Origin of the sequence: Paeniglutamicibacter selenitireducens (genome assembly GCF_051550675.1) — a bacterium.
In the GTDB taxonomy this organism is placed as follows: domain Bacteria; phylum Actinomycetota; class Actinomycetes; order Actinomycetales; family Micrococcaceae; genus Paeniglutamicibacter.
In genome coordinates, this window is record NZ_JBPULF010000003.1 from 72,849 (window position 1) to 89,790 (window position 16,942).

A 16,942-nucleotide genomic window follows, 5' to 3' on the forward strand; every position below is an offset into this window, starting at 1 on the left:
CCAGGACCCTTGATCCTATGACGTGACAGCTGATGCATCATGATTTGACCAGCAGGTGGCGAGTCGACGAAGCAATTACAGCTCCACAAACTAGGCTGTGACCCAACGAAACTCCCCAAGGTTCGACCGCTCATTTGGGTATTCACCTGCATGAAACGTCATGTGGCAAGCTACTGTTCTGGCTGCATCTACCAGCAAGCTGATCGGTCTTTAGTGAATCAAGGCATTGTTCACTAGGGGGCAGACTGGCTTGGTAGCGCGCTGACTTAGAGACAAAGAGGAAATATGTTCTATGTGCAACCCGTCGGTTCGAGGTCGATGGGGCATGTGCGCGAGGAAGCCTCGGCAAACAACAAATGGTCTTGGGACGCCGAATGCTCGATGGAAATGGCAGCACTTCACGCGGCGACTCTGGACCCGGATATGTCCTATACACAGCATCGCGACGCCTTCAGTGAACTGAAGGTCCGGATAGGCAGCGCAAAGGCTGGCAAAGCAAAGTTTCCTGTCCATGTCAGGCGTCGCTCAGAATGTGAAGCTGATACGATCGAGATGAGCGGCAAAGAATACCTGATCGAACTCAGGCAACATACTCAGAAGCCTCGCTTTGGACGAAATACAGAAACTCAACGTGTAGCACGCCTGTATTATTTCGAACCGGACAGTATTCCTGACCAGCTCCATGGGTTACATCTTGCTACGAAGGATGCACGCTTTGCTGATGTTGCACAGAACGGCTCAATAGTTACTGCAGATACAAGAGCTTGGCACTGGAGACAGAGTCAAATAGGTAAAGGGGAGGACAGAAATGAAGTTACAACAAGCTGAGGGATTCTTTGACGCATGTGTTCCGGAAAATCCAACCCGTGATGACCTCGACCAGCTCGTAAGTGATATCAATTTCTCCAACTATGAGCGCCTATTGCGACGGCTGTATCATGCGAGGTTGAGCGCCGGAAGAACCGTAGAGCAAGTCGCGGAGTTAATTGGTTGCGACAAAGATTTGATCGAAAGCATCGAATCGGGCGAGTATGAGCTCTCGGCGGGAGAACTTCGTGAGTTTGCGCTGGCCGTCAATTCCATCGTTGAGTACAACGTTGTAGATATTGCTGCAGAGCGAATTGCAGAGAAGTTCATCCATCGGTTTACACGTGAAGCTGCCAATGAACAATGGGTCGCGGTTCGACACTATGACTGGCAAACTTCAAAGGCAGTTTTGGCATTGGCTTCTACTCGAGGGTCAATAACGGTGACACCATGATGAAATCTAAACTACCTAATTTCGAAGCATTTCTCACGCGTATTGAAGTTGCTCGTGAACCCACCGAAAATCATGCTGATGAATTGAAGTGGGAAGTGGGCGGACACCTGCACGATGACGGATTCTTCGTTGTTTCCGGGCACTTGTATTGCCAGAATGAGCATGGGTATGCGCAAACGATGGCAATCGGCCTGGTTCGAATCAAGGATACGGATTTCGAGAATCTGTTAGACAAAGAACTTCTTCGCGAGATCGCAAGAGAGATTGGTTGCATCGAAGCACTATATGATTCGAGCCGAAGGGCGATCAACGCGCAAAGTGCGCTCATGGATTTTCGTTTAGATATGCCAATGTCGGCACCAGTCGCTGAGTCTTCGAGCAGTCTCTCGAGCAGCTGACTGCGAAAGTTCTGTTGTCTAGCCTTTCCAAGGCCAAAGGAAATCATAACCCCGCGAATGAGCCCCGCCCTCGGAGGGCGGGGCTCATTCGCGCGTGTGGACTGCATATTCCGTCCACGGCGCGTGCGCTATTTAGCTGTAGGGCAAACTGCGGTCACTTGTGTGGCCTCTCTTCCGTTTTGTAGCGGCCGGGAACGTCCTGTGTGGTGTCCGCTGACTTTCTTACTGGGTAGTTCGTGTGGTCGCCAGCGGGTGCAGTGGTGTCATCGGTGTAATCCTGTGTAAATGCCTCGTGGCGACCGGACATGTTGAAATCTGCATACTCGTAAGTCGCGACGAGGTCATAAATGGGGGTCTTGGCCGAGCCCATGAGGATGCGGGCTACCCAGTCCGGGAGCTTCGGGGCGAGCCAGTTGGCGAAAGCGACCCAGCCGCCCAGGAGGACGGCACCGACGAACGCGGTGATCACATCGGACTGGGCCAGCAGCAGTTCGCGCAGCGGCTCCATAGCCGGCACAAAGCCAATGAGCCAGCCGACGACGCCGGCCCAGAACGCGGGCACGATGGTGCGGAGAATCAGGGTAAGGGACATGGGGGACCTCCTATGGTCGTTTGAGGGTGGTGACGATGGCCGCGAACAGGTCGTCCTTGGCTCGTTGTTCGGCGGGGAGTTGGTCGTATGGCACGAGGCAGGGGTGGGTCTTGGCCGCCTCGTCCTTGGTCGGGCCGTAGGTCCAGCCGTCGGCGGTCTTGAAGTCGCACCAGGATTCGTGGAGATGCTCCGGTGTGGCGTCGGCCAGGGCCTTGGCCACGCCGTCCACCGCGGAGTCGCGCTGCCACTGGTGCGCTGCGTCCCAATGCGGAGACGGGGCTGGGTCGCCGCCGGCGATCTGCAGGGCGCGGTTTGCCTCGTGGCAGACCTGCGCGATGTCCAGTGCGGTGATCATCAGACGCCTTCCCGTGGAGGCCAGTTCCAGTGGCCGGGGGTTGGAACCTCAGCGAACGGTACGAGCTGGTTGAAGTGGTTTCCTGTCGGGTTCAGGACACACAGCCCGACATGCAGCTTGGAAGGGTCCGCCAGCGGCGGGGATTCCGGGTAGGTGCACGTGATGATGGCGGCGCGAGGCTCCGGCAGATACTCTCCGCCAGAGGTTCCGTAGGACTGGTAGTGGACGATGCGCCCAACACTTGGCTTGGTCACTTGATGACCGCCCCGGTGCCCTTGGCGACGTAAATTTGCACGGTGCCGTACTGGCTCGTCTTGACGACGGCCACCTCGTTCGGGACGGTCCAGCGCAGGATGTCGTAGGTGAGGCCGCCAAACTTCTGCGGGTTCAGGTAGGCGAACACGTTGCGCTTGACCGGCGCCGCGCCCAGCTTGTAGATGCCCCACTTGGAGACGGTCTTGGGCAGGTGAAGGCGTGTGCCCTTCTTCGGCTTCGGCTTGGACATGGGCTTCGGCCTGGGTTTGCCGCTTCCTGCGGGCTTCACGTCGCCCGCAGGCTTGGCCGCGGCCTTCTTGCGGTCGGCCAGGATTTCATCGGCCATGCGGTCCAGCTTGGACAGGGACCAGTCGCCGGGGCACGAGGTGGCCTTCCATGAGCGGTGCGGGATCAGCGGCAGGTTGCCGTAGACCTCGCGCAGGTCCGCGATGCGCTCGGCCGCGGTCCGGTAATCGGCTTCGGTGCCCTCTGGGTGCAATTCCAATCCGATCGTCGTCGCGTTGCCCTTGCCGTTGCCGGCGTGCCAGGCAATGTTCTTGTGGTCCACGATGACCGCCACGCGGCCGGCGATGATGACCTCGTGCGCGGACGTGTTGCCGCCCTTGCGGCAGAGGTAGTGGACGACGCCCATGAACGACTGGCCGCGGGCGCCCCAGTGGTGGATGGTGATGGCGTCGATGGTGCGCTTGCGGCCGAAGCGCAGCAGGGACAGGATCCCGGCGGTGAAGTTCTTGGAATCGTACTGGGTCAGGTACTCGTAATTGCGAGCCACGAGGCTCCTCCTTTGGGTCAGTGTCCTAGGAGGATGCCCCTCGGCCCGGGCTGGTAGTGGGAGGGTTCGGTTAACCGTCCAGGTCGACGCCGAGGGAGTCGTGGCGCACCCACGTCGGGGCATTCGCCTCGAGGGAATCCCACGGTGCCCCAGCCGCCGCCTGCCACGCGTCCCAAGTGGCAATGGCTTCCTTGGCGATGAGGTCGTGTCCTGCCGGCATGACCCCGGCCGCGCGGACGGTGTCGACGATGCCATGGAGGTTGCCGCCGGGCACCTCGTCGGCCTTCACCAGGATGATCAGCGTGTGCGGGATGGCGGCGTGGGCGAGGACTTCGACCATGCGGTCCCCGGTGAGGAATGCCCGGGCGGCGTCGGCGATCGCGGCACGGGTGCCGGCGCCTTGGCGGCCGTTGATGGTCATGTCGACCATGTAGGCGCGCAACTTGACGGGGGTGAGTTGGCCACGGAGGCGGGCGGGGACGCCCATCATCTCGGCGAGCCACAGCAGCGAGGACTCCGGGATGGTCGCGGGGTTGGTGTAGGTGCCGTCCCAGAGGTCGTCGGAGGTTTTCCGGAAGCCGCCGCCGACCTGCCCGATGCCGTCCATGAAGCGGAGCAGGGGCCGGGTTGTGGCCGGGGTGACGCCGCCGACGGGGAGTTCGTTGCGGGTCACGTGCCGGTGCCCCACGTTGAGCGCGGACAGGTCGAGCAGGGCCGGGGCGGGGGTGAAGATGTTCATGCTGACCGTGAAGTGGCCGTCACCGGTTGGGTAGAACTTGAGCAGCATGTCCCCGGGCGCACCAGTGGCAGGCTCCTCGGTTGCTTCACCGCCGGTGTCATTTGTGATCTGGACCAGGGCGCCGGTCACGATGGGGGCGTCCCACCACGCTTGGACGTAGACCGGTTCACCCGCCACACCCTGGAACGACTGGGTCATGGTGACGAGCATGTCGCCACCGGCCTCCACGGGGTCCGTGACCTGCCAGCCTCCCGGCCCGTAGAAGAACGCCGGGTCCGGGGTGAGCCCGTCCCATTGCGCCGGTGTCGGGTTCTTCTGGGCCTTGTCCAGGAGGCGGTAGGCCTCTGGGAGGGATTCGTACCAGGCGATCGTCCACGGGTGCACCTCGGGTAGCTGCTCGCTCATGAGACAGCCACCGTCAGGGTTCCGAGGCGCGGCAGCGGCACGTCCCCGGCGAGGGGGACGGTCGGTGAGGCGCTGGTGACGGTCCGGACGCCGGCCACGTCGTGGACGACGCCGATGAGGGCGTATTGGTCGACGGTGGGGGACCAGTCCCAGGTTTCGGGGTTGACCCATGCCCGGATGGCGTCCTCGACGGTCGCCTGGACTTCGTCCGGTTGGAACCCGGCGCGCGGGGCGACGGCCACGGCAAGGTTGACGGTGGTGTAGGTGGGTGCCACCACGTGCACCTGCAGGGACGCGAGCGCCTGGTTCGAGAGGGACTGGCGCATGGTTTCCATGGCGCCGGGTGTGAGCGGTTCGCCGTCCTTGGCGACCACGGCCACGGTCACATGCCCCACCGCGGGGGATTTCGGGGTGCCCGTCGGGTTGTAGAGGTCTAGGGTTCGAGCCCGCCCGATCGTCGGATCGGAGATTGCTGCGGCGGTGAAGTTCTCGGGTAGCACCAGCGTGTTGTTGCTGCGGGAGAGGACCGCGGCGGCCCGGGCGGTGAAATCGTTGTCGGGCTCTTCACCTTCCCCTCCCCGGGTGGCCTCGGTGAGGCTGACCGACTCGATGAAAGGCAGCTGGGTGACAAGCTCGAATTCTGCGCCCACCGGAATGTTGTTGCCTTCCACACCGACTTCTTCGGCACCGATCATCACCTGGCCGGAGAGCGTTTCGGCGGTGGCGATGGTGAGGGTGTCGAGGGTCAGGAAATCAACGGTTTCATCAGTTGCCTCAAGCTCGTACCGCAGCCGGGTACCCGCCGGGATGACCTGCATGGGGGACGAGTTGGTGACCCGGAACAGGATCTTGCCCGTGCTGGGAAGCCCCGGGTTACGGGTGACGCCGTAGAGGCCCATGAGCTGTTCGACGATCTGGTTCGGCAGCATCTGGATGGAGAGGGCTTCGACTCCCATGATGAGTGCAAGGGATTCGATGAGGACGAGTTCGGTGTTTCCCGCGCGCGGCTGCCATTCCGGGAGCGCGTTCTGGGCGTGTTCGACGGCGGCGGTGACGATGTCTTGTTCGCCACCGAACTCGAGCAGGTTGAGGGTTTCGAGTTCGGGGATGTCGGATTCTTCGTCGATCATTCGGTGACCTCCAGGGTGGTGTCTTCTTCGCGTTCCCAGTGCACGGTGACGGCGGCTTGGGTGGGGCTGACGGGTCGGGTGGTGATATTGCTGATGGTGATGTCTTCGAATCCGTGGTCGGTGAGGCCGGCTTGGATGTCGCCTTCAGTGAGTCCGATGCCGGTGGGGTCAGGGATGCCGAAGCTGGGGGATAGGGGCCGTTCGCCGATGTCGGTGAGGATGAGGGCGGCAATCGCCCCGTCGACCTCCTGGTCGGACCCGTAGGCTGCGGTAGCTATGTTGCCTTGGGGATCCAGCCGGAAGGGGAATGCGAGTACACCAGTCATAGCCCCCACGATGCATTGCGGTGGCTGGTCGTGGTGGGAAGCCGGTTAGAGGTGGATTCCGTGCGGTGCCGGCCGGGGCATCTTGTCGGTGAGCCCTTCGGCGCGCATGACGGCTGCGGTCTTGTAGACGTAGGTGACGAGCTCATTGTTGCGGTCGCCGACCTTGGCCAGCTCTTCACCCTGCTGGGTGATCTTGCTTTCCGCGGTCGTCAACCGCTCCAAGGCTCCGGCCAGTTGCTCCTGCATCGTTTCGATGAGTTGTTCACGGTCTGCGATGGTGTCGCGGCGAGCCTCCATGGCTTGGGATACGACACTGGTTTTGCGCGTGAACGATCCCGTGATGAGCACGGCAGCGATACCGCCTAGGAACGTGAGTGCGGGTGGCAGCCACTGCGCCAATTCGATTCCGCTGCCACCCAAAGTCTTCCGCCTTCTATTTGCCGCCTTCCGGTCACGAACAACATAGGCGTGCCCGACGCACCTGATGTGGGACGGCGTACGAAAGCGCTCCAGGAAAGCGGGCGTTTCACCTGAACCTAGTACCCGACCACAGTGCGCAGCACACGCGTGTTGTTGGGCGCGATGGAATTGTTTGCATGGCCGATGATCTGTGTATTGGTGATGTACACGTACTTCAGCAATATGGTTTGCGCAGCGCCATTCAACGGACCAGAGGACTGGTGGCAACGGACGCCATATCCGTTGAAGTCATTGACGTGCAGCTTCGGGATGTGATCGTAGGTGAAGTCAGTGTTTACCGCGGCACCACTGACATACGCCGACCACACCAGGATGATGCCTGTCTTCTGGGATGATACCGACTCCGAGAGCGGGGCCGTCTGCCCATCCGCCATATACATCCCGCCCTCCCAGAGTGTCTTGTATCCATCCACGTAGCCCTTATTGGCGGCGTCGTTCACGTTGCTACCGGTGATCACGTGGAGTGCGCCGGTGGAGTGACGTCGGGCAAGCACGCCGCCCGTTGGCAAGTACGTGCCGACAGTGTTGTCGATGTAGTCCTTGTTGACCGCCTGGCGGCCGTTGGTCGGATTGGGGCCCACCTCGAAGTTGCCGTCCGCGTTGCGGATGGGGATCGTGTTCGGCGTGTATAGCGCAGTGGTCGCGTCCAATTTGGCTTTGTCGGCCTTGGGCATGGCCCCGTGAGAAGTGCTTGTGGCCAGCGGTAGCGGGTGGACGTGGTCGGCGCGGGCTGCGCGCGGGGACGTACCCTCTGCGGCATCACCTGCAACAGCCAGTGCAGCGGGGGTGACGGCGCCGATGGGTGCCACGTCTTGCCAGTCGGTGCCGTCATCGTAGAGGAACCGCTTGACCGCCTCATCCCAGTACAGCACCTTGCCTACACCCGGGAGCGGGCGCGACCCCGTGGAGCCTTGCTTGATGGCAGGCATCGCCTCAAGTTTGTCCGCCTCCTCATTGAAAGTGGCGCGAGTGGGGTGCGGGTCGCTGCCGGCCGAGTACTTCTTCAGTTTGTGCCGGGGAGTCTCTGATACTGCCATGACCACAGGGTGACGCCAGGGCCCGGCCCGTGGTGGGATCTACAAGACCGGCGGCAGCACCACCAAGTCATCGCGACGCCCACCCACCGCCAACACCAAAACCTGTGTCCCCAGCGGAGCGGCAGCACCGAACACCGGCAGCGGCCCCACCGGCTCCGCCCCGGCCAGCCCGGGCACCTCCACCCACACGTGCCCTCCGCTCAAGACCTCAGTGATCGTTCCGCGCCACACCGCCTCCACACGCCCCGGCACAGGTGCCCCGGCCGCCGCCTGCGCCAACTTCTTCGACAACATCACTGCCCCCAATACTTGTAGCCAGGCAACCGGTATCCGCGCACGTACCGGCCGGCCCCGGGTGCCTGGATGATCGCCAACGATTCGCCTACGGACTCCACCACTTGGCCGCGGCCGATCGTGAACCCCAGCCCACCGTCGGGGCGAACCAGCAGCAGCCCACGCGCACCCAGATCCGAGCTGGGTTCCCCGTCCCGGGCTACCACGGCGGCAAGCTCCCGGTCCGTGCCCGGCAACCAATCCTCTAGCGCGGAGGCGGCGCCGGCGAGGACCTCGGCCAGCTCAATGCCGGGCCCGTGCTCCACCATGACCGTGTCGGCATCCAGACCAGTTGCTACCAGTGCCGGGGCCTGTGCCGACACCGCGGTCACAAGCAGGTCAATCCAGATCATCGGACTCCTTCGTTGTACTTGTGCCGGTCACCTCGCGGCCGCAGGTAGCCCTGCAGCCCCGTCTTGCCGAAGCTTGAATAGTAGGCGGCCAGCCCGCGGGTGCCGGACTGGGTGAGGGTGTACAAGCTGGACCCGCGGTCCTCGAGAACCACCGCGACATGCCCGTAGTACTTGCCGCCGATCTTCCCGTACGGCGGACCCCAACACGCAATGTCGCCCGGCTGGCCCTTGGCCGAGGCAGGGATCCGGGTGAAGTGCTGGCCCTGGACGCTGCCGCCGTACCAGTCCCGACCGTTGCCGCGCGGCCAAATCCCGTACAGGTCCTTCGCATACTGCTTCGTCAGGCCCACGCACTGGACACCGAAGCCTTCAACGCCCCACTTGCCACCGTGCTTCGCCCGCACCCAGGACCGCAGCCACGCATCATCGATGGCCGACGCCACCGCCGCGCCGCCACTGCTGCTGGCCGGGGAGGCCCCACCCGCCGCCGACGCCTGGCCTTTCGCGGCGTTCCGCTTCTCCGTGGCCGTCCCCTTGGCCTTGACCTTCTCCGGGTTCACCGGCCGCTCACACGACACCGCGACCACACCAGCCACCGTCAGCGGGTAGGTGGCATCGGTGACCACCCACGCACCCTTCATCGCACCCACCCGCCCCTCGAGGAACAGTTCGTCGCCGGGTCGGATGCTGTCGGCGTCGGCGGCCACCAGATTCACGGTCAGCCGCTCCGCCCTCCTGCCCTCCAAGGAGCCGGTGTATGCGGGCAGGCCAGCCAGTGCGGCCGAGTAGTCGGAGGACGAATCCCAGCGCAGCGCCCACCGGTTCCGGCCCGGCTGGGCGAGCAACCAAGTCGGCTTCGCGAAGACCAGCCGGTCGCCGTATTCGAAGAGCCACACCCCGGTTTCCCGTGCCAGCGTCGTCATCACATCCCACGTGGATTCCTTGCGGGAGCCCTCCGGCTTGGCGCGCAGGATCGTCTTCTTGCCCAGCCCGGGCTGCACCCACGGCTTGAACCCGACCTCCTTGGCCTGGGCCTTCACCCATGCGGACACGTCCGTGTTGCCCCACGACTTTTCACCGGTGCGCTCCTTGAGTCGGGTCACGAACTTCGACAACGCGGTGACGTTCACCGTGGGGCCGGCGGACCCCTGCCCGACCTTCACTTCGTCCACGGTCGTCGCCCAGCCCCCGTACCCGAGGGAGGTGCCCGGTTTCAGGGCGCCGGAGCGGAAGAGCTGCAGGGTGTCGGAATCCTGGAAGGTGAAACCCATGGTGGACACCGCGCTGGTGGACACCTTCAGGGTGGCCTTCACGCACATCTCGGAGATGTTCCGGATCGGGGATCCGGCCACCGACACGTTCTTGAGCCGGTTGCCGGCCATCGTTGAGGACATCGGTGCACACTACTTCTTCGGGATCTTGATCGTGGTGCCGACCTTGAGTCGGTTGGGGTTCGGGATGGTCCGCTTGTTCGCCTTCACAATTTCTGGCCACCTCGCCCCGTTGCCCAAGTACTTCGCTGCGAGGTTCCAGAGCCTGTCCCCGGACTTGATCTTGTGGGTGCGCGCGACGGACTTCTTCGTGGTTTTCTTGGCCGACTTCTTCGACCCGGACTTCGACGTCTTCTTCCTGGACACCAACGCGGGCGTATCGACGGCCTGCTTGATCGTCCAGGTGACCGTGGCACGGCTGATGCGGTTCGACCCGGAGAGCTGCTGGGCACTGATCTTGAAGCCAGTCACGTGGAACCAGACGGCGCCCATGAAGAAGGGGGAGCCGCCGCTGAACCGCACCTTGGAGCCGGAGCGGACCAGCTTCTGCAGGGCGATGATCGTTGGTTCGATGGAGTACCGGTAGTCGGTGTGGGCGATCATGTGGGTGAAGGAGAGTTCGCGGATGCCGGGGGCGACCATGCGGGTGATTTCCTGCTTCCCGTCGCGGTCGATGGAACCGAACTTGGGGACGTGCTCGAAGTCGAATTCCGGGGGTGTGGAGTGCATGCTGATGCGTTTTCCGTTGGTCCCGGACACCGACATGATGCCTTTGGTGGATCCTGCCCGGGTGATGACCGTGACCATCTAGTAGGCCCCTTCCATGTCTTTTTCGAGTTCGGCGACGAACGCTTCGAACATTGCGCGCATGCGTGGTTCGAGGTCGTCGGCGATTGCCTGCCCGCTGGTGCCACCGCCTTCGACGGTGATCTGTGGGGCGAAGGTGTAGATCCGGCTGCCCCGGGTCGGGGCGGGGGTGAGCGTGGTGGTTGATGCCGCCATGTCCCCGCGGGTGGCGGTGCGCGTCGTGGCCATGCCGAGTACCTGGGTCAGGGCGGAACGTGCCGGCCCGGCACCCGCCGGGCGGCCACCACTGTAGGCGTGGTTCAACGCCATGATGTTGCCGGGCCCGATCGCCTGGGTCAGCTCCGGCACCAGCACCGACTCACCACGGGACAGGATTGCTGGGATTTCGTCGACGCCCGGTGCATACCCGGGAACGACCCCGCCACCAGCCATGTACACTCCTCCGCCGGAATTGCGGGGCGCGCCAGCGGCATCAACGGCAACCCCGACCGTCCCAAGAATCGGATTTCCGGTGATGCCGCCAATGGCAGACCAGAATGCTCCGGTTCGAGCCGTGACATCAATGGATACGTCCTTGTCGATCCCATTAAGAGAGGTTTGAGTCTGTTCCGCCATCTCCTTTGCCCGATCAGACATCCATGAATCGACCTTCACGTCCTCCGGGATACCAAGAACCTTCCTCGCTAGGTCGTCCGCTGCGGTCCCCATGATCCCGAATTGGTTGGCATTCAATATCAGGTCGTCATACGTGCGGCTGAGCTTGTCCTGCAGGACGTCCTGCCCGAGTCCCTGCTTGGCGAGTGCCTCGACCTCCGACATGCCACCGCGGGCTATATTCTGGAAAGCGGCGTTGGCCATGGACCCGGCCTGGGTGGTCAGTTCGAAGTCGGTCTTGTTTTTGTTCAGCATGCGGCCCAGGTTGTTGTCCGGGTCGGCATCGGAGTTGGCCTTGTTGACCTGATCGATGACGTCCTTTACGCCGCGCAGGGATTCTTGGTAGGCGAAGGCCGCGTCTCGGGCATCCATTTCCAGCACACCAGTGGCGAAGAGCAGCTCGAGGAACTTCTCCATGTCCTCAACGAGGCCGGAGGTCGTCACCCCGGTCGCTTCCAAGGCCTCGTTGAGGACTTCACTGCCGCCGGCGGCTGTCTCCGAAGCCACAGCAGCGTCACCGAGTGCCCGGGCGTAGCCCGGGAAGATTTCGGCGAGCTTCTCCGCAGGTACTCCAGCCTCGCGGGCTTTGGCAGACAACTGCTCGTAGGCTGCTGCAGCCTGCTCCGAAGCGCCGCCGGTAGCCATCTGGGCCAGCTGGAGATCGAGTTCGGCGAAGTTCTTCTTCGCGAATTCGATGTTCGAGGATCCTCGGGTGCCGAAGGACAGGATCGATGAGAGGGTGTTGTCGATGTTGTCAGAAACGGACGGGTTTCCTACGACCTTGAAAGCCCCCTCGAGGCCCTGGACGTCGAGTCCGTCGAACCAGTTACCCTTTCCGGTGAACATCTGGTCAATCCCAGCCAGCCCGGTCTTTGCGGCCTTGCCGCCGGCGCCCAGTTGGAAAAGGGAATCGGCCATTTGCACAGGGTCTGCCTTGTTGCCGGAAGACACCCATGAAGCGACCGTGGGTCCAACGATGGCCAGAGCAGCCAACGCGGCTCCAGCGTAGCGTGCGGCGCCACCAATGCCGCGCACGGCCTTGCCTGCGCGGGTGCCGGTGCCGGTCAGGTCACGCAGGGCACCGACGCCTTCCTTGACCTTGGGGGCCATCATCCCAACGGCACCGAGCATGAGGAGGGTGCCCCCGGTGAGCCCGGTGATGACACCTATGGCGGCAAGGAACGGGGCGGGCAGTTGCCCGATCCCGTCAACCAGTTTCTCGAGGCTCTGCACCAGTAACCGCAGGACGTCATTGGCGCCGGATCCGGACTGCAGGAACACGGTGTCGAAGGACCCGCCGAGCTTCTCCAAGTCTCCAGCCAGGTTGTTCTGCAGGAGTGCCGCGGTGTCGGCTGCGTACCCTGCGTCGTTGACCTTTTCGGTCCAGTCAGCGATCCCGTCCGCGCCCTGGGCGTAGAGGACGTTGGCGGCACGCACGGCATCGGACCCGAAAATGGTGGCCATGGCAGCATCCCGCTCCGCCTGGGTCTTATCGCCCAGCCCCTTGGTAAGCTGCCCGGCCAGGGTCGTCATGCCGGCGAATTCGCCGCTGGTGTTGTACATGTTGATGCCGAGGTCCTCCATGAGGCCCGCGGACTCCTTCGAGGGGGCCTGCAGGCGCTGCAGCATGGTTTTCAGGCTGGTGCCGGCGTCGGAGCCGAGCAGACCTGCCGAGGCGAACGCGGCCAGGGTGCCGGTGGTTTCCTCAACGCTCAACCCGGTGGCCGATGCCACGAGACCGGACTGCTTCAACGCCTCACCAAGATCCGTGACCGAGCCCTGTGCCTTGCCGGCGCCCGCGGCGAGCAGGTCGGCCAGGTGCGGGATCTGCTTTCCTTCGAGCTTGAACTGGGTCATGGCGGTCGCCGCGATTTCCGCGGCCTCGCCCACGCCGAGGTTTCCGGCTGCGGCGAGGTCGAGGGCACCGGAGAGCCCGCCGCCGAGGATCGCCTGGGTGTCTACGCCGGCCTTGGAGAGTTCTTCGATGCCCTGTGCAGCTTCGGCTGCCGAGAATGAGGTGTCGGCGCCGACCCGGATTGCTTCCTCCCGGAGCAGGCGCATGTTCTGCGTGGTTTCGTGGGTGGCGGCCTGCACCGCGGACATGGACTTGTCGAAGTCGGCATAGGTGTTGAGCATGGCCCCGAACCCGGCCGTGACCGCGCCACCCGCCACAGCCACGGCGGGCGCCAGGGTGCCCACAGCGGCCGACCTGTCGACCTGTGGGGCCAGCGGGCCAACCGGGGCATCGGCGAGGCTGGCACGGGCCTCCTCGAGGTTGCGGGTGGCTTCCGTGGCCGCATCCAGGGCCTTCGCCTGCTTGAACTGGGCGTCGTGCAAACGGTTCTCGGCGGCCGTCATCGTCGATGCCCGCACGTTGGAGCGTGAGCGGAGCTCGTCCAGGCGCTGCTGCGCGGTGTTCACCCGCCCGGTGGCGAGTTCCTGGGCGTGCATGGCGTCCTTGTGCTTGCCGGTGGCCCGCTCCACAGCCTTGGCCATGTCTGTGTGTGCGCCGGTGGCCCGGCCCAGCGCTTTCTCCATGATGCTGGCGGCCTCCTGGGTGGAGGATGCCTGCGCCTTGTTCGCTCGCTCCACCGTCCGGGTGGTGCCGTCGAGGTCCTTGCGGACGCCCTCCAAGGGGGCTGACAGTTCGTCCTTGAGTTCTGCGGTGAGAACCACGCTTTCTTGCACTGCCAGCCCCTTCCTGAGGGTTACTTGTTGGTGGCTTCCTGACGTTGCCGGTACAGGATTTCTGCGGCCGCATGCCGGGCCGCGTTCATGTCGGGGTCCGTTTCGGCCAACATGATGCCGGGGTCAATGCCCAACCAGTGGGCGGTGTTCACGACCCGGCGGAACTTCCCGTTGCCGATCAGCCAGTCAGTTAGCCGTTGGTAGGGTCCAGCGGCGTCAGGTCCGCGGACCAGCCACCTTCGCGCAGGACGGCGGAGGACATCGTGATGGCCTGCGCGTCGCCGAGGAAGTGCAGGATCGCGGCGAACCCGTCGTTCGGATGTCCCTGGGCTTCCCGAAATTCGTCGGACTGGAAGGTCAGCGGGTCTCCGTCGGAGTCCTCCACGAGGACGCGGTCGGGGCCGGTGCCCTTGTACAGGCCGACGCACTTCTCCGACAGGACGTAGGCGGCCAGGGTCCGCTGGGACTTCTTCTTGGGGTCCTTCTTGTTGCCCATTGCCTTGTCGTCGTACCGCTTGATTTCCGGTTCGGAGATGATGCAGTTGAATTCGGCCGACCACATGCCCTTGCGGCCGGTGACTTCGAAGGCTTCCACCTTGCTGATCTCGTCGGCGGAATCCTCCCGGAGCTCGTCGAGCAGGCTCGGCTTCGCGGCCTTGGCAGCGGCGCGCGGGCGGGTTTCCTGGGCGCGGAAGGCGCGGGTCTCCGCTTCGGCGGCCTCCGCGGTGTCGCCGTGCTCGATGTATCCGATGGTCTCGCTCATGATTGGTGGCTCCTTTTGCCGTCAAAAATTGGGTGCCCCACCAAAAGGTGCGACACCCTCACAGTGGGGGCTGTGAGGGCGTCGCGGTGGGATGCACCCAGTGGGTGCACCAGGGGTTTCTGGGTGGCCGGCAAAGGAGTCGAAAACCCGGCCACCCAGAAGACTAGGCGGGGCCTTCGGTCGCGAACGTGAGGGTCATCAACGCGACTTCGCTTGTCGCGTTCGAGTCCACATCCGAGTACGCGACGCCGGTCAGCAGGCAGTTCTTGTAGGTGATCGGCTTGCCCTTGCGGACACCGTTCGCATCCAGGGCCTGCTTGGTGATCGTGTGCCGGCTGATGTTGATCTGCTTGTTCAGCTTCGCCATCAGTTCCAGGTACCCGTCGCCGAAGAGACGCGTGCAGGTGATGTCCTCGAATTCCGGGGGCGTGCCGATGATGGTCTGCCGCTGCTGCCCGCCGCGCCGGTGCTTGATCGGGGTCCCGGACCCGTTGCCGCCGGTCTGCGTGTCCCACGTGTCGTGGATGCCGGAGATGGTGACAAGCCACTGGGACTTCGCCATGTATGCCATGGTTCAGGTTCCTTCCTTAGAGGATGCCCTCGAGGGGCACCTTGATGATTTCGACCAGGATCAGGTCGGCGGTCGGGGAGAGTCGCACGAGCACCTGGACGTTGAGGGTGTTGTCGGCCAGGTTGGCGGTCGCGTTGATGGTCTGGTCCACGATGACCTTGTAGCCGGGGTCGACTTCTTCGCCCGACTCATCGACGCGGGCATGGAGCGCGTCGGCGTCGGCCAGGCGGGAGACGATGCCGATGACCTCGGATTCGATCTGCCCGGTCATGCGGCCGCGCCCGTCAATGTCCTGACCGACGAACGGTTCGAGCTCCTGCTTGATTTCGCGTGCCAGGTTGTTGAGGATGCCACGGTCACGCAGGGAGCCGAGGTTGGGGCGGTCGGTGGCCAGCGACACCCAGTTGTAGAGGCGGGTCTTGCCGTTGGCGGTGATGATGCCGTTGACCTGTCCCGCGCTGAGGCGGTCGTTGATTTCCTTATTGACGGGCTTGTTCGTGCCGATCGCCCACCGGGTGATCGCGATGTCACCGATCGGTTTGCGCCAGTACCCGACCAGGGCGTGGGCCCGAGCCCGCACCGCCGCAAGGTAGCCTTCGGGGCTGATGGTGCGCACCCCGGTGCCGTCCGGGATGTCCATGTGCGGGTAGAAGACGCCACCGTAGGCGCCTTCCGGGCTAACCAGGGCTTCGGCGGCTGCGAGAACTTCGGCTTCGGTGGCGGTGGGGTCTTCGGCCAGCAGGGCTTCCTTGCCGAACTTCTCGGCGTGGGCAATGAGCTGCTCACCGATGATGCTGGCCGGGTACCCCGGCGCGGCCACGGCCCCACCCTCACCGATCTCACCCGCAGCATCGAGGGCAGCGATGATCTGGGTGGCACCCACATTCTCCCGGTCGTCCTTCCCGCCGGTGAGCGGGGTGGACGCCACGGCAATGGGGCGGTTGCCCGGGGCCGCGGTCTGGGATCCGAGGTCGAGGATCCGCACAAAGCGGTTTCGGGCTGCCGAGGCCGCAATGTCGGCCGGGGTCGCACCGGTGAAGACACCAACGACCTGGCCGCCCTGCGACAGGGTCACGGTCGCACCACCAGCCGCGGTGACCACGACGGAGAGAGGGGATGCCAGGGACCCCGGGTAGATTGCCTCGACGCGCAGGGTGTCCGCGGCACTCGTGTCCTTGAGGACCACGAAGTCGGCGGCAGCGGCCGGGCCGACGACGCGGGAGACGATGAGTTCTGCGCCGCCTTCCTCGAAGAACAGGCGTGCGGTGTCGTAGGCGTTGGACGCGTACGGGGTGCGCACCCCAAAGGTTGCCTGGAATTCGGCCATGGAGCGGATCATGACCGGCTTGTCGGCCGGCCCGGTCTCGGTGATCGCCGGGATGTGGAAGCGTCCGGAGATGGGGGCGGCCTGGGTGGGGCCGGACCGGATGCTGGTGCTGACTTCTACGCCGATGTTGGACATCAGTTGGTTTCCTCCTTGCCCTCAGCGGGCGTCGTGGTCTTGGGACGGGTGGGCCGGGTGATGACGGGTGGCGGTGTGGGTTTGGCGACCACCACGATGCGGCCCTGTTCGATCAGGCGCGCGGTGATCGGCTCGTCGGAGTCCGCCATGGTGCCGGTGTACCCGTCGAGCTGGTGGCCGCGGCCCGTGTAGATGACGGGCTGGCCCAGGGGGTTGTGGATGCGTACGTCTTCGCTCATACCCACACCTTGCGGTTGTGCCCGGGGCGG

Annotated in this window: 21 protein-coding genes; 3 read left to right on the forward strand and 18 right to left on the reverse strand. The window is 64.0% G+C overall.

What is annotated here, in order from left to right:
- The first annotated feature begins 285 nt into the window (after positions 1-285).
- From ACSYDW_RS06980 to ACSYDW_RS06990, 3 genes are read left to right on the forward strand one after another with little or no spacing between them, the layout of a single operon-like run.
- Positions 286-828: a hypothetical protein gene (locus tag ACSYDW_RS06980; protein WP_438338005.1), complete on the forward strand. Its 543-nt coding sequence runs from the start codon at positions 286-288 to the stop codon at positions 826-828.
- Positions 809-1,261 (forward strand): helix-turn-helix domain-containing protein, encoded by a 453-nt coding sequence (locus ACSYDW_RS06985; protein WP_438338006.1) that lies wholly within the window; start codon positions 809-811, stop codon positions 1,259-1,261. The genes ACSYDW_RS06980 and ACSYDW_RS06985 overlap by 20 nt, the downstream gene beginning before the upstream one ends.
- Positions 1,258-1,659, forward strand: a complete 402-nt coding sequence (locus ACSYDW_RS06990; protein WP_438338007.1) for a hypothetical protein — start codon at positions 1,258-1,260, stop codon at positions 1,657-1,659. Before ACSYDW_RS06985 ends, ACSYDW_RS06990 begins: the two co-directional genes overlap by 4 nt.
- 154 nt (positions 1,660-1,813) lie before the next feature.
- Here the strand turns inward: ACSYDW_RS06990 and ACSYDW_RS06995 are convergent, their stop codons facing one another.
- The 18 genes from ACSYDW_RS06995 to ACSYDW_RS07080 form a co-directional block, all read right to left on the reverse strand.
- The gene (locus ACSYDW_RS06995) at positions 1,814-2,251 is read right to left on the reverse strand and encodes a hypothetical protein (protein WP_438338008.1); all 438 of its coding nucleotides are present in this window, start codon (positions 2,249-2,251) and stop codon (positions 1,814-1,816) included.
- 10 nt (positions 2,252-2,261) lie between these two features.
- Positions 2,262-2,606 carry a RyR domain-containing protein gene (locus ACSYDW_RS07000; protein ID WP_438338009.1) on the reverse strand — a complete coding sequence of 115 codons (345 nt, stop codon included), beginning with the start codon at positions 2,604-2,606 and terminating at the stop codon, positions 2,262-2,264.
- 250 nt (positions 2,607-2,856) lie between these two features.
- On the reverse strand, positions 2,857-3,654 hold the full coding sequence (locus ACSYDW_RS07005; RefSeq protein ID WP_438338010.1) for a peptidoglycan recognition protein family protein: 798 nt from the start codon (positions 3,652-3,654) through the stop codon (positions 2,857-2,859).
- A gap of 70 nt (positions 3,655-3,724) precedes the next feature.
- The gene (locus ACSYDW_RS07010; RefSeq protein ID WP_438338011.1) at positions 3,725-4,798 is read right to left on the reverse strand and encodes a phage tail protein; all 1,074 of its coding nucleotides are present in this window, start codon (positions 4,796-4,798) and stop codon (positions 3,725-3,727) included.
- Positions 4,795-5,928 carry a baseplate J/gp47 family protein gene (locus tag ACSYDW_RS07015; RefSeq protein WP_438338012.1) on the reverse strand — a complete coding sequence of 378 codons (1,134 nt, stop codon included), beginning with the start codon at positions 5,926-5,928 and terminating at the stop codon, positions 4,795-4,797. The genes ACSYDW_RS07010 and ACSYDW_RS07015 overlap by 4 nt, the downstream gene beginning before the upstream one ends.
- On the reverse strand, positions 5,925-6,254 hold the full coding sequence (locus ACSYDW_RS07020) for a hypothetical protein (protein ID WP_438338013.1): 330 nt from the start codon (positions 6,252-6,254) through the stop codon (positions 5,925-5,927). Before ACSYDW_RS07020 ends, ACSYDW_RS07015 begins: the two co-directional genes overlap by 4 nt.
- 45 nt (positions 6,255-6,299) lie before the next feature.
- On the reverse strand, positions 6,300-6,674 hold the full coding sequence (locus ACSYDW_RS07025; RefSeq protein ID WP_438338014.1) for a hypothetical protein: 375 nt from the start codon (positions 6,672-6,674) through the stop codon (positions 6,300-6,302).
- Positions 6,675-6,790: 116 nt separating this feature from the next.
- Positions 6,791-7,771 (reverse strand): hypothetical protein, encoded by a 981-nt coding sequence (locus ACSYDW_RS07030; RefSeq protein ID WP_438338015.1) that lies wholly within the window; start codon positions 7,769-7,771, stop codon positions 6,791-6,793.
- Between the two features lie 39 nt (positions 7,772-7,810).
- Positions 7,811-8,065: a hypothetical protein gene (locus ACSYDW_RS07035; protein WP_438338016.1), complete on the reverse strand. Its 255-nt coding sequence runs from the start codon at positions 8,063-8,065 to the stop codon at positions 7,811-7,813.
- Entirely contained in the window at positions 8,065-8,457 is a 393-nt protein-coding gene (locus ACSYDW_RS07040; protein ID WP_438338017.1) for a hypothetical protein, read from the reverse strand. Before ACSYDW_RS07040 ends, ACSYDW_RS07035 begins: the two co-directional genes overlap by 1 nt.
- Complete coding sequence (locus tag ACSYDW_RS07045; protein WP_438338018.1) at positions 8,454-9,851, reverse strand: CHAP domain-containing protein; 1,398 nt, start codon at positions 9,849-9,851, stop codon at positions 8,454-8,456. Before ACSYDW_RS07045 ends, ACSYDW_RS07040 begins: the two co-directional genes overlap by 4 nt.
- Positions 9,852-9,860: 9 nt before the next feature.
- Positions 9,861-10,535, reverse strand: coding sequence for a LysM peptidoglycan-binding domain-containing protein (locus tag ACSYDW_RS07050; protein WP_438338019.1), 675 nt, complete (start codon positions 10,533-10,535; stop codon positions 9,861-9,863).
- Positions 10,536-13,865, reverse strand: a complete 3,330-nt coding sequence (locus ACSYDW_RS07055) for a phage tail tape measure protein (RefSeq protein ID WP_438338020.1) — start codon at positions 13,863-13,865, stop codon at positions 10,536-10,538.
- A 32-nt stretch (positions 13,866-13,897) separates the two neighbouring features.
- Positions 13,898-14,029: a hypothetical protein gene (locus ACSYDW_RS07060; RefSeq protein ID WP_438338021.1), complete on the reverse strand. Its 132-nt coding sequence runs from the start codon at positions 14,027-14,029 to the stop codon at positions 13,898-13,900.
- A gap of 38 nt (positions 14,030-14,067) precedes the next feature.
- Positions 14,068-14,640, reverse strand: a complete 573-nt coding sequence (locus tag ACSYDW_RS07065; RefSeq protein WP_438338022.1) for a hypothetical protein — start codon at positions 14,638-14,640, stop codon at positions 14,068-14,070.
- A 163-nt stretch (positions 14,641-14,803) separates the two neighbouring features.
- Complete coding sequence (locus ACSYDW_RS07070) at positions 14,804-15,211, reverse strand: hypothetical protein (RefSeq protein WP_438338023.1); 408 nt, start codon at positions 15,209-15,211, stop codon at positions 14,804-14,806.
- 16 nt (positions 15,212-15,227) lie between these two features.
- Positions 15,228-16,673 (reverse strand): hypothetical protein, encoded by a 1,446-nt coding sequence (locus tag ACSYDW_RS07075; RefSeq protein WP_438338024.1) that lies wholly within the window; start codon positions 16,671-16,673, stop codon positions 15,228-15,230.
- A complete protein-coding gene (locus tag ACSYDW_RS07080; RefSeq protein WP_438338025.1) occupies positions 16,673-16,912 on the reverse strand; it encodes a hypothetical protein in 240 nt (79 codons plus the stop codon). The genes ACSYDW_RS07075 and ACSYDW_RS07080 overlap by 1 nt, the downstream gene beginning before the upstream one ends.
- Between the last annotated feature and the right edge of the window lie 30 nt (positions 16,913-16,942).

Bases quoted from the DNA above. Each gene is read 5' to 3' on its own strand.
- ACSYDW_RS06980 (WP_438338005.1), top strand. From the start codon at position 286: ATGTTCTATGTGCAACCCGTCGGTTCGAGGTCGATGGGGCATGTGCGC.
- ACSYDW_RS06985 (WP_438338006.1), top strand. From the start codon at position 809: ATGAAGTTACAACAAGCTGAGGGATTCTTTGACGCATGTGTTCCGGAA.
- ACSYDW_RS06990 (WP_438338007.1), top strand. From the start codon at position 1,258: ATGATGAAATCTAAACTACCTAATTTCGAAGCATTTCTCACGCGTATT.
- ACSYDW_RS06995 (WP_438338008.1), bottom strand. From the start codon at position 2,251: ATGTCCCTTACCCTGATTCTCCGCACCATCGTGCCCGCGTTCTGGGCC.
- ACSYDW_RS07000 (WP_438338009.1), bottom strand. From the start codon at position 2,606: ATGATCACCGCACTGGACATCGCGCAGGTCTGCCACGAGGCAAACCGC.
- ACSYDW_RS07010 (WP_438338011.1), bottom strand. From the start codon at position 4,798: ATGAGCGAGCAGCTACCCGAGGTGCACCCGTGGACGATCGCCTGGTAC.
- ACSYDW_RS07015 (WP_438338012.1), bottom strand. From the start codon at position 5,928: ATGATCGACGAAGAATCCGACATCCCCGAACTCGAAACCCTCAACCTG.
- ACSYDW_RS07020 (WP_438338013.1), bottom strand. From the start codon at position 6,254: ATGACTGGTGTACTCGCATTCCCCTTCCGGCTGGATCCCCAAGGCAAC.
- ACSYDW_RS07030 (WP_438338015.1), bottom strand. From the start codon at position 7,771: ATGGCAGTATCAGAGACTCCCCGGCACAAACTGAAGAAGTACTCGGCC.
- ACSYDW_RS07035 (WP_438338016.1), bottom strand. From the start codon at position 8,065: ATGTTGTCGAAGAAGTTGGCGCAGGCGGCGGCCGGGGCACCTGTGCCG.
- ACSYDW_RS07040 (WP_438338017.1), bottom strand. From the start codon at position 8,457: ATGATCTGGATTGACCTGCTTGTGACCGCGGTGTCGGCACAGGCCCCG.
- ACSYDW_RS07045 (WP_438338018.1), bottom strand. From the start codon at position 9,851: ATGTCCTCAACGATGGCCGGCAACCGGCTCAAGAACGTGTCGGTGGCC.
- ACSYDW_RS07050 (WP_438338019.1), bottom strand. From the start codon at position 10,535: ATGGTCACGGTCATCACCCGGGCAGGATCCACCAAAGGCATCATGTCG.
- ACSYDW_RS07065 (WP_438338022.1), bottom strand. From the start codon at position 14,640: ATGAGCGAGACCATCGGATACATCGAGCACGGCGACACCGCGGAGGCC.
- ACSYDW_RS07070 (WP_438338023.1), bottom strand. From the start codon at position 15,211: ATGGCATACATGGCGAAGTCCCAGTGGCTTGTCACCATCTCCGGCATC.
- ACSYDW_RS07075 (WP_438338024.1), bottom strand. From the start codon at position 16,673: ATGTCCAACATCGGCGTAGAAGTCAGCACCAGCATCCGGTCCGGCCCC.
- ACSYDW_RS07080 (WP_438338025.1), bottom strand. From the start codon at position 16,912: ATGAGCGAAGACGTACGCATCCACAACCCCCTGGGCCAGCCCGTCATC.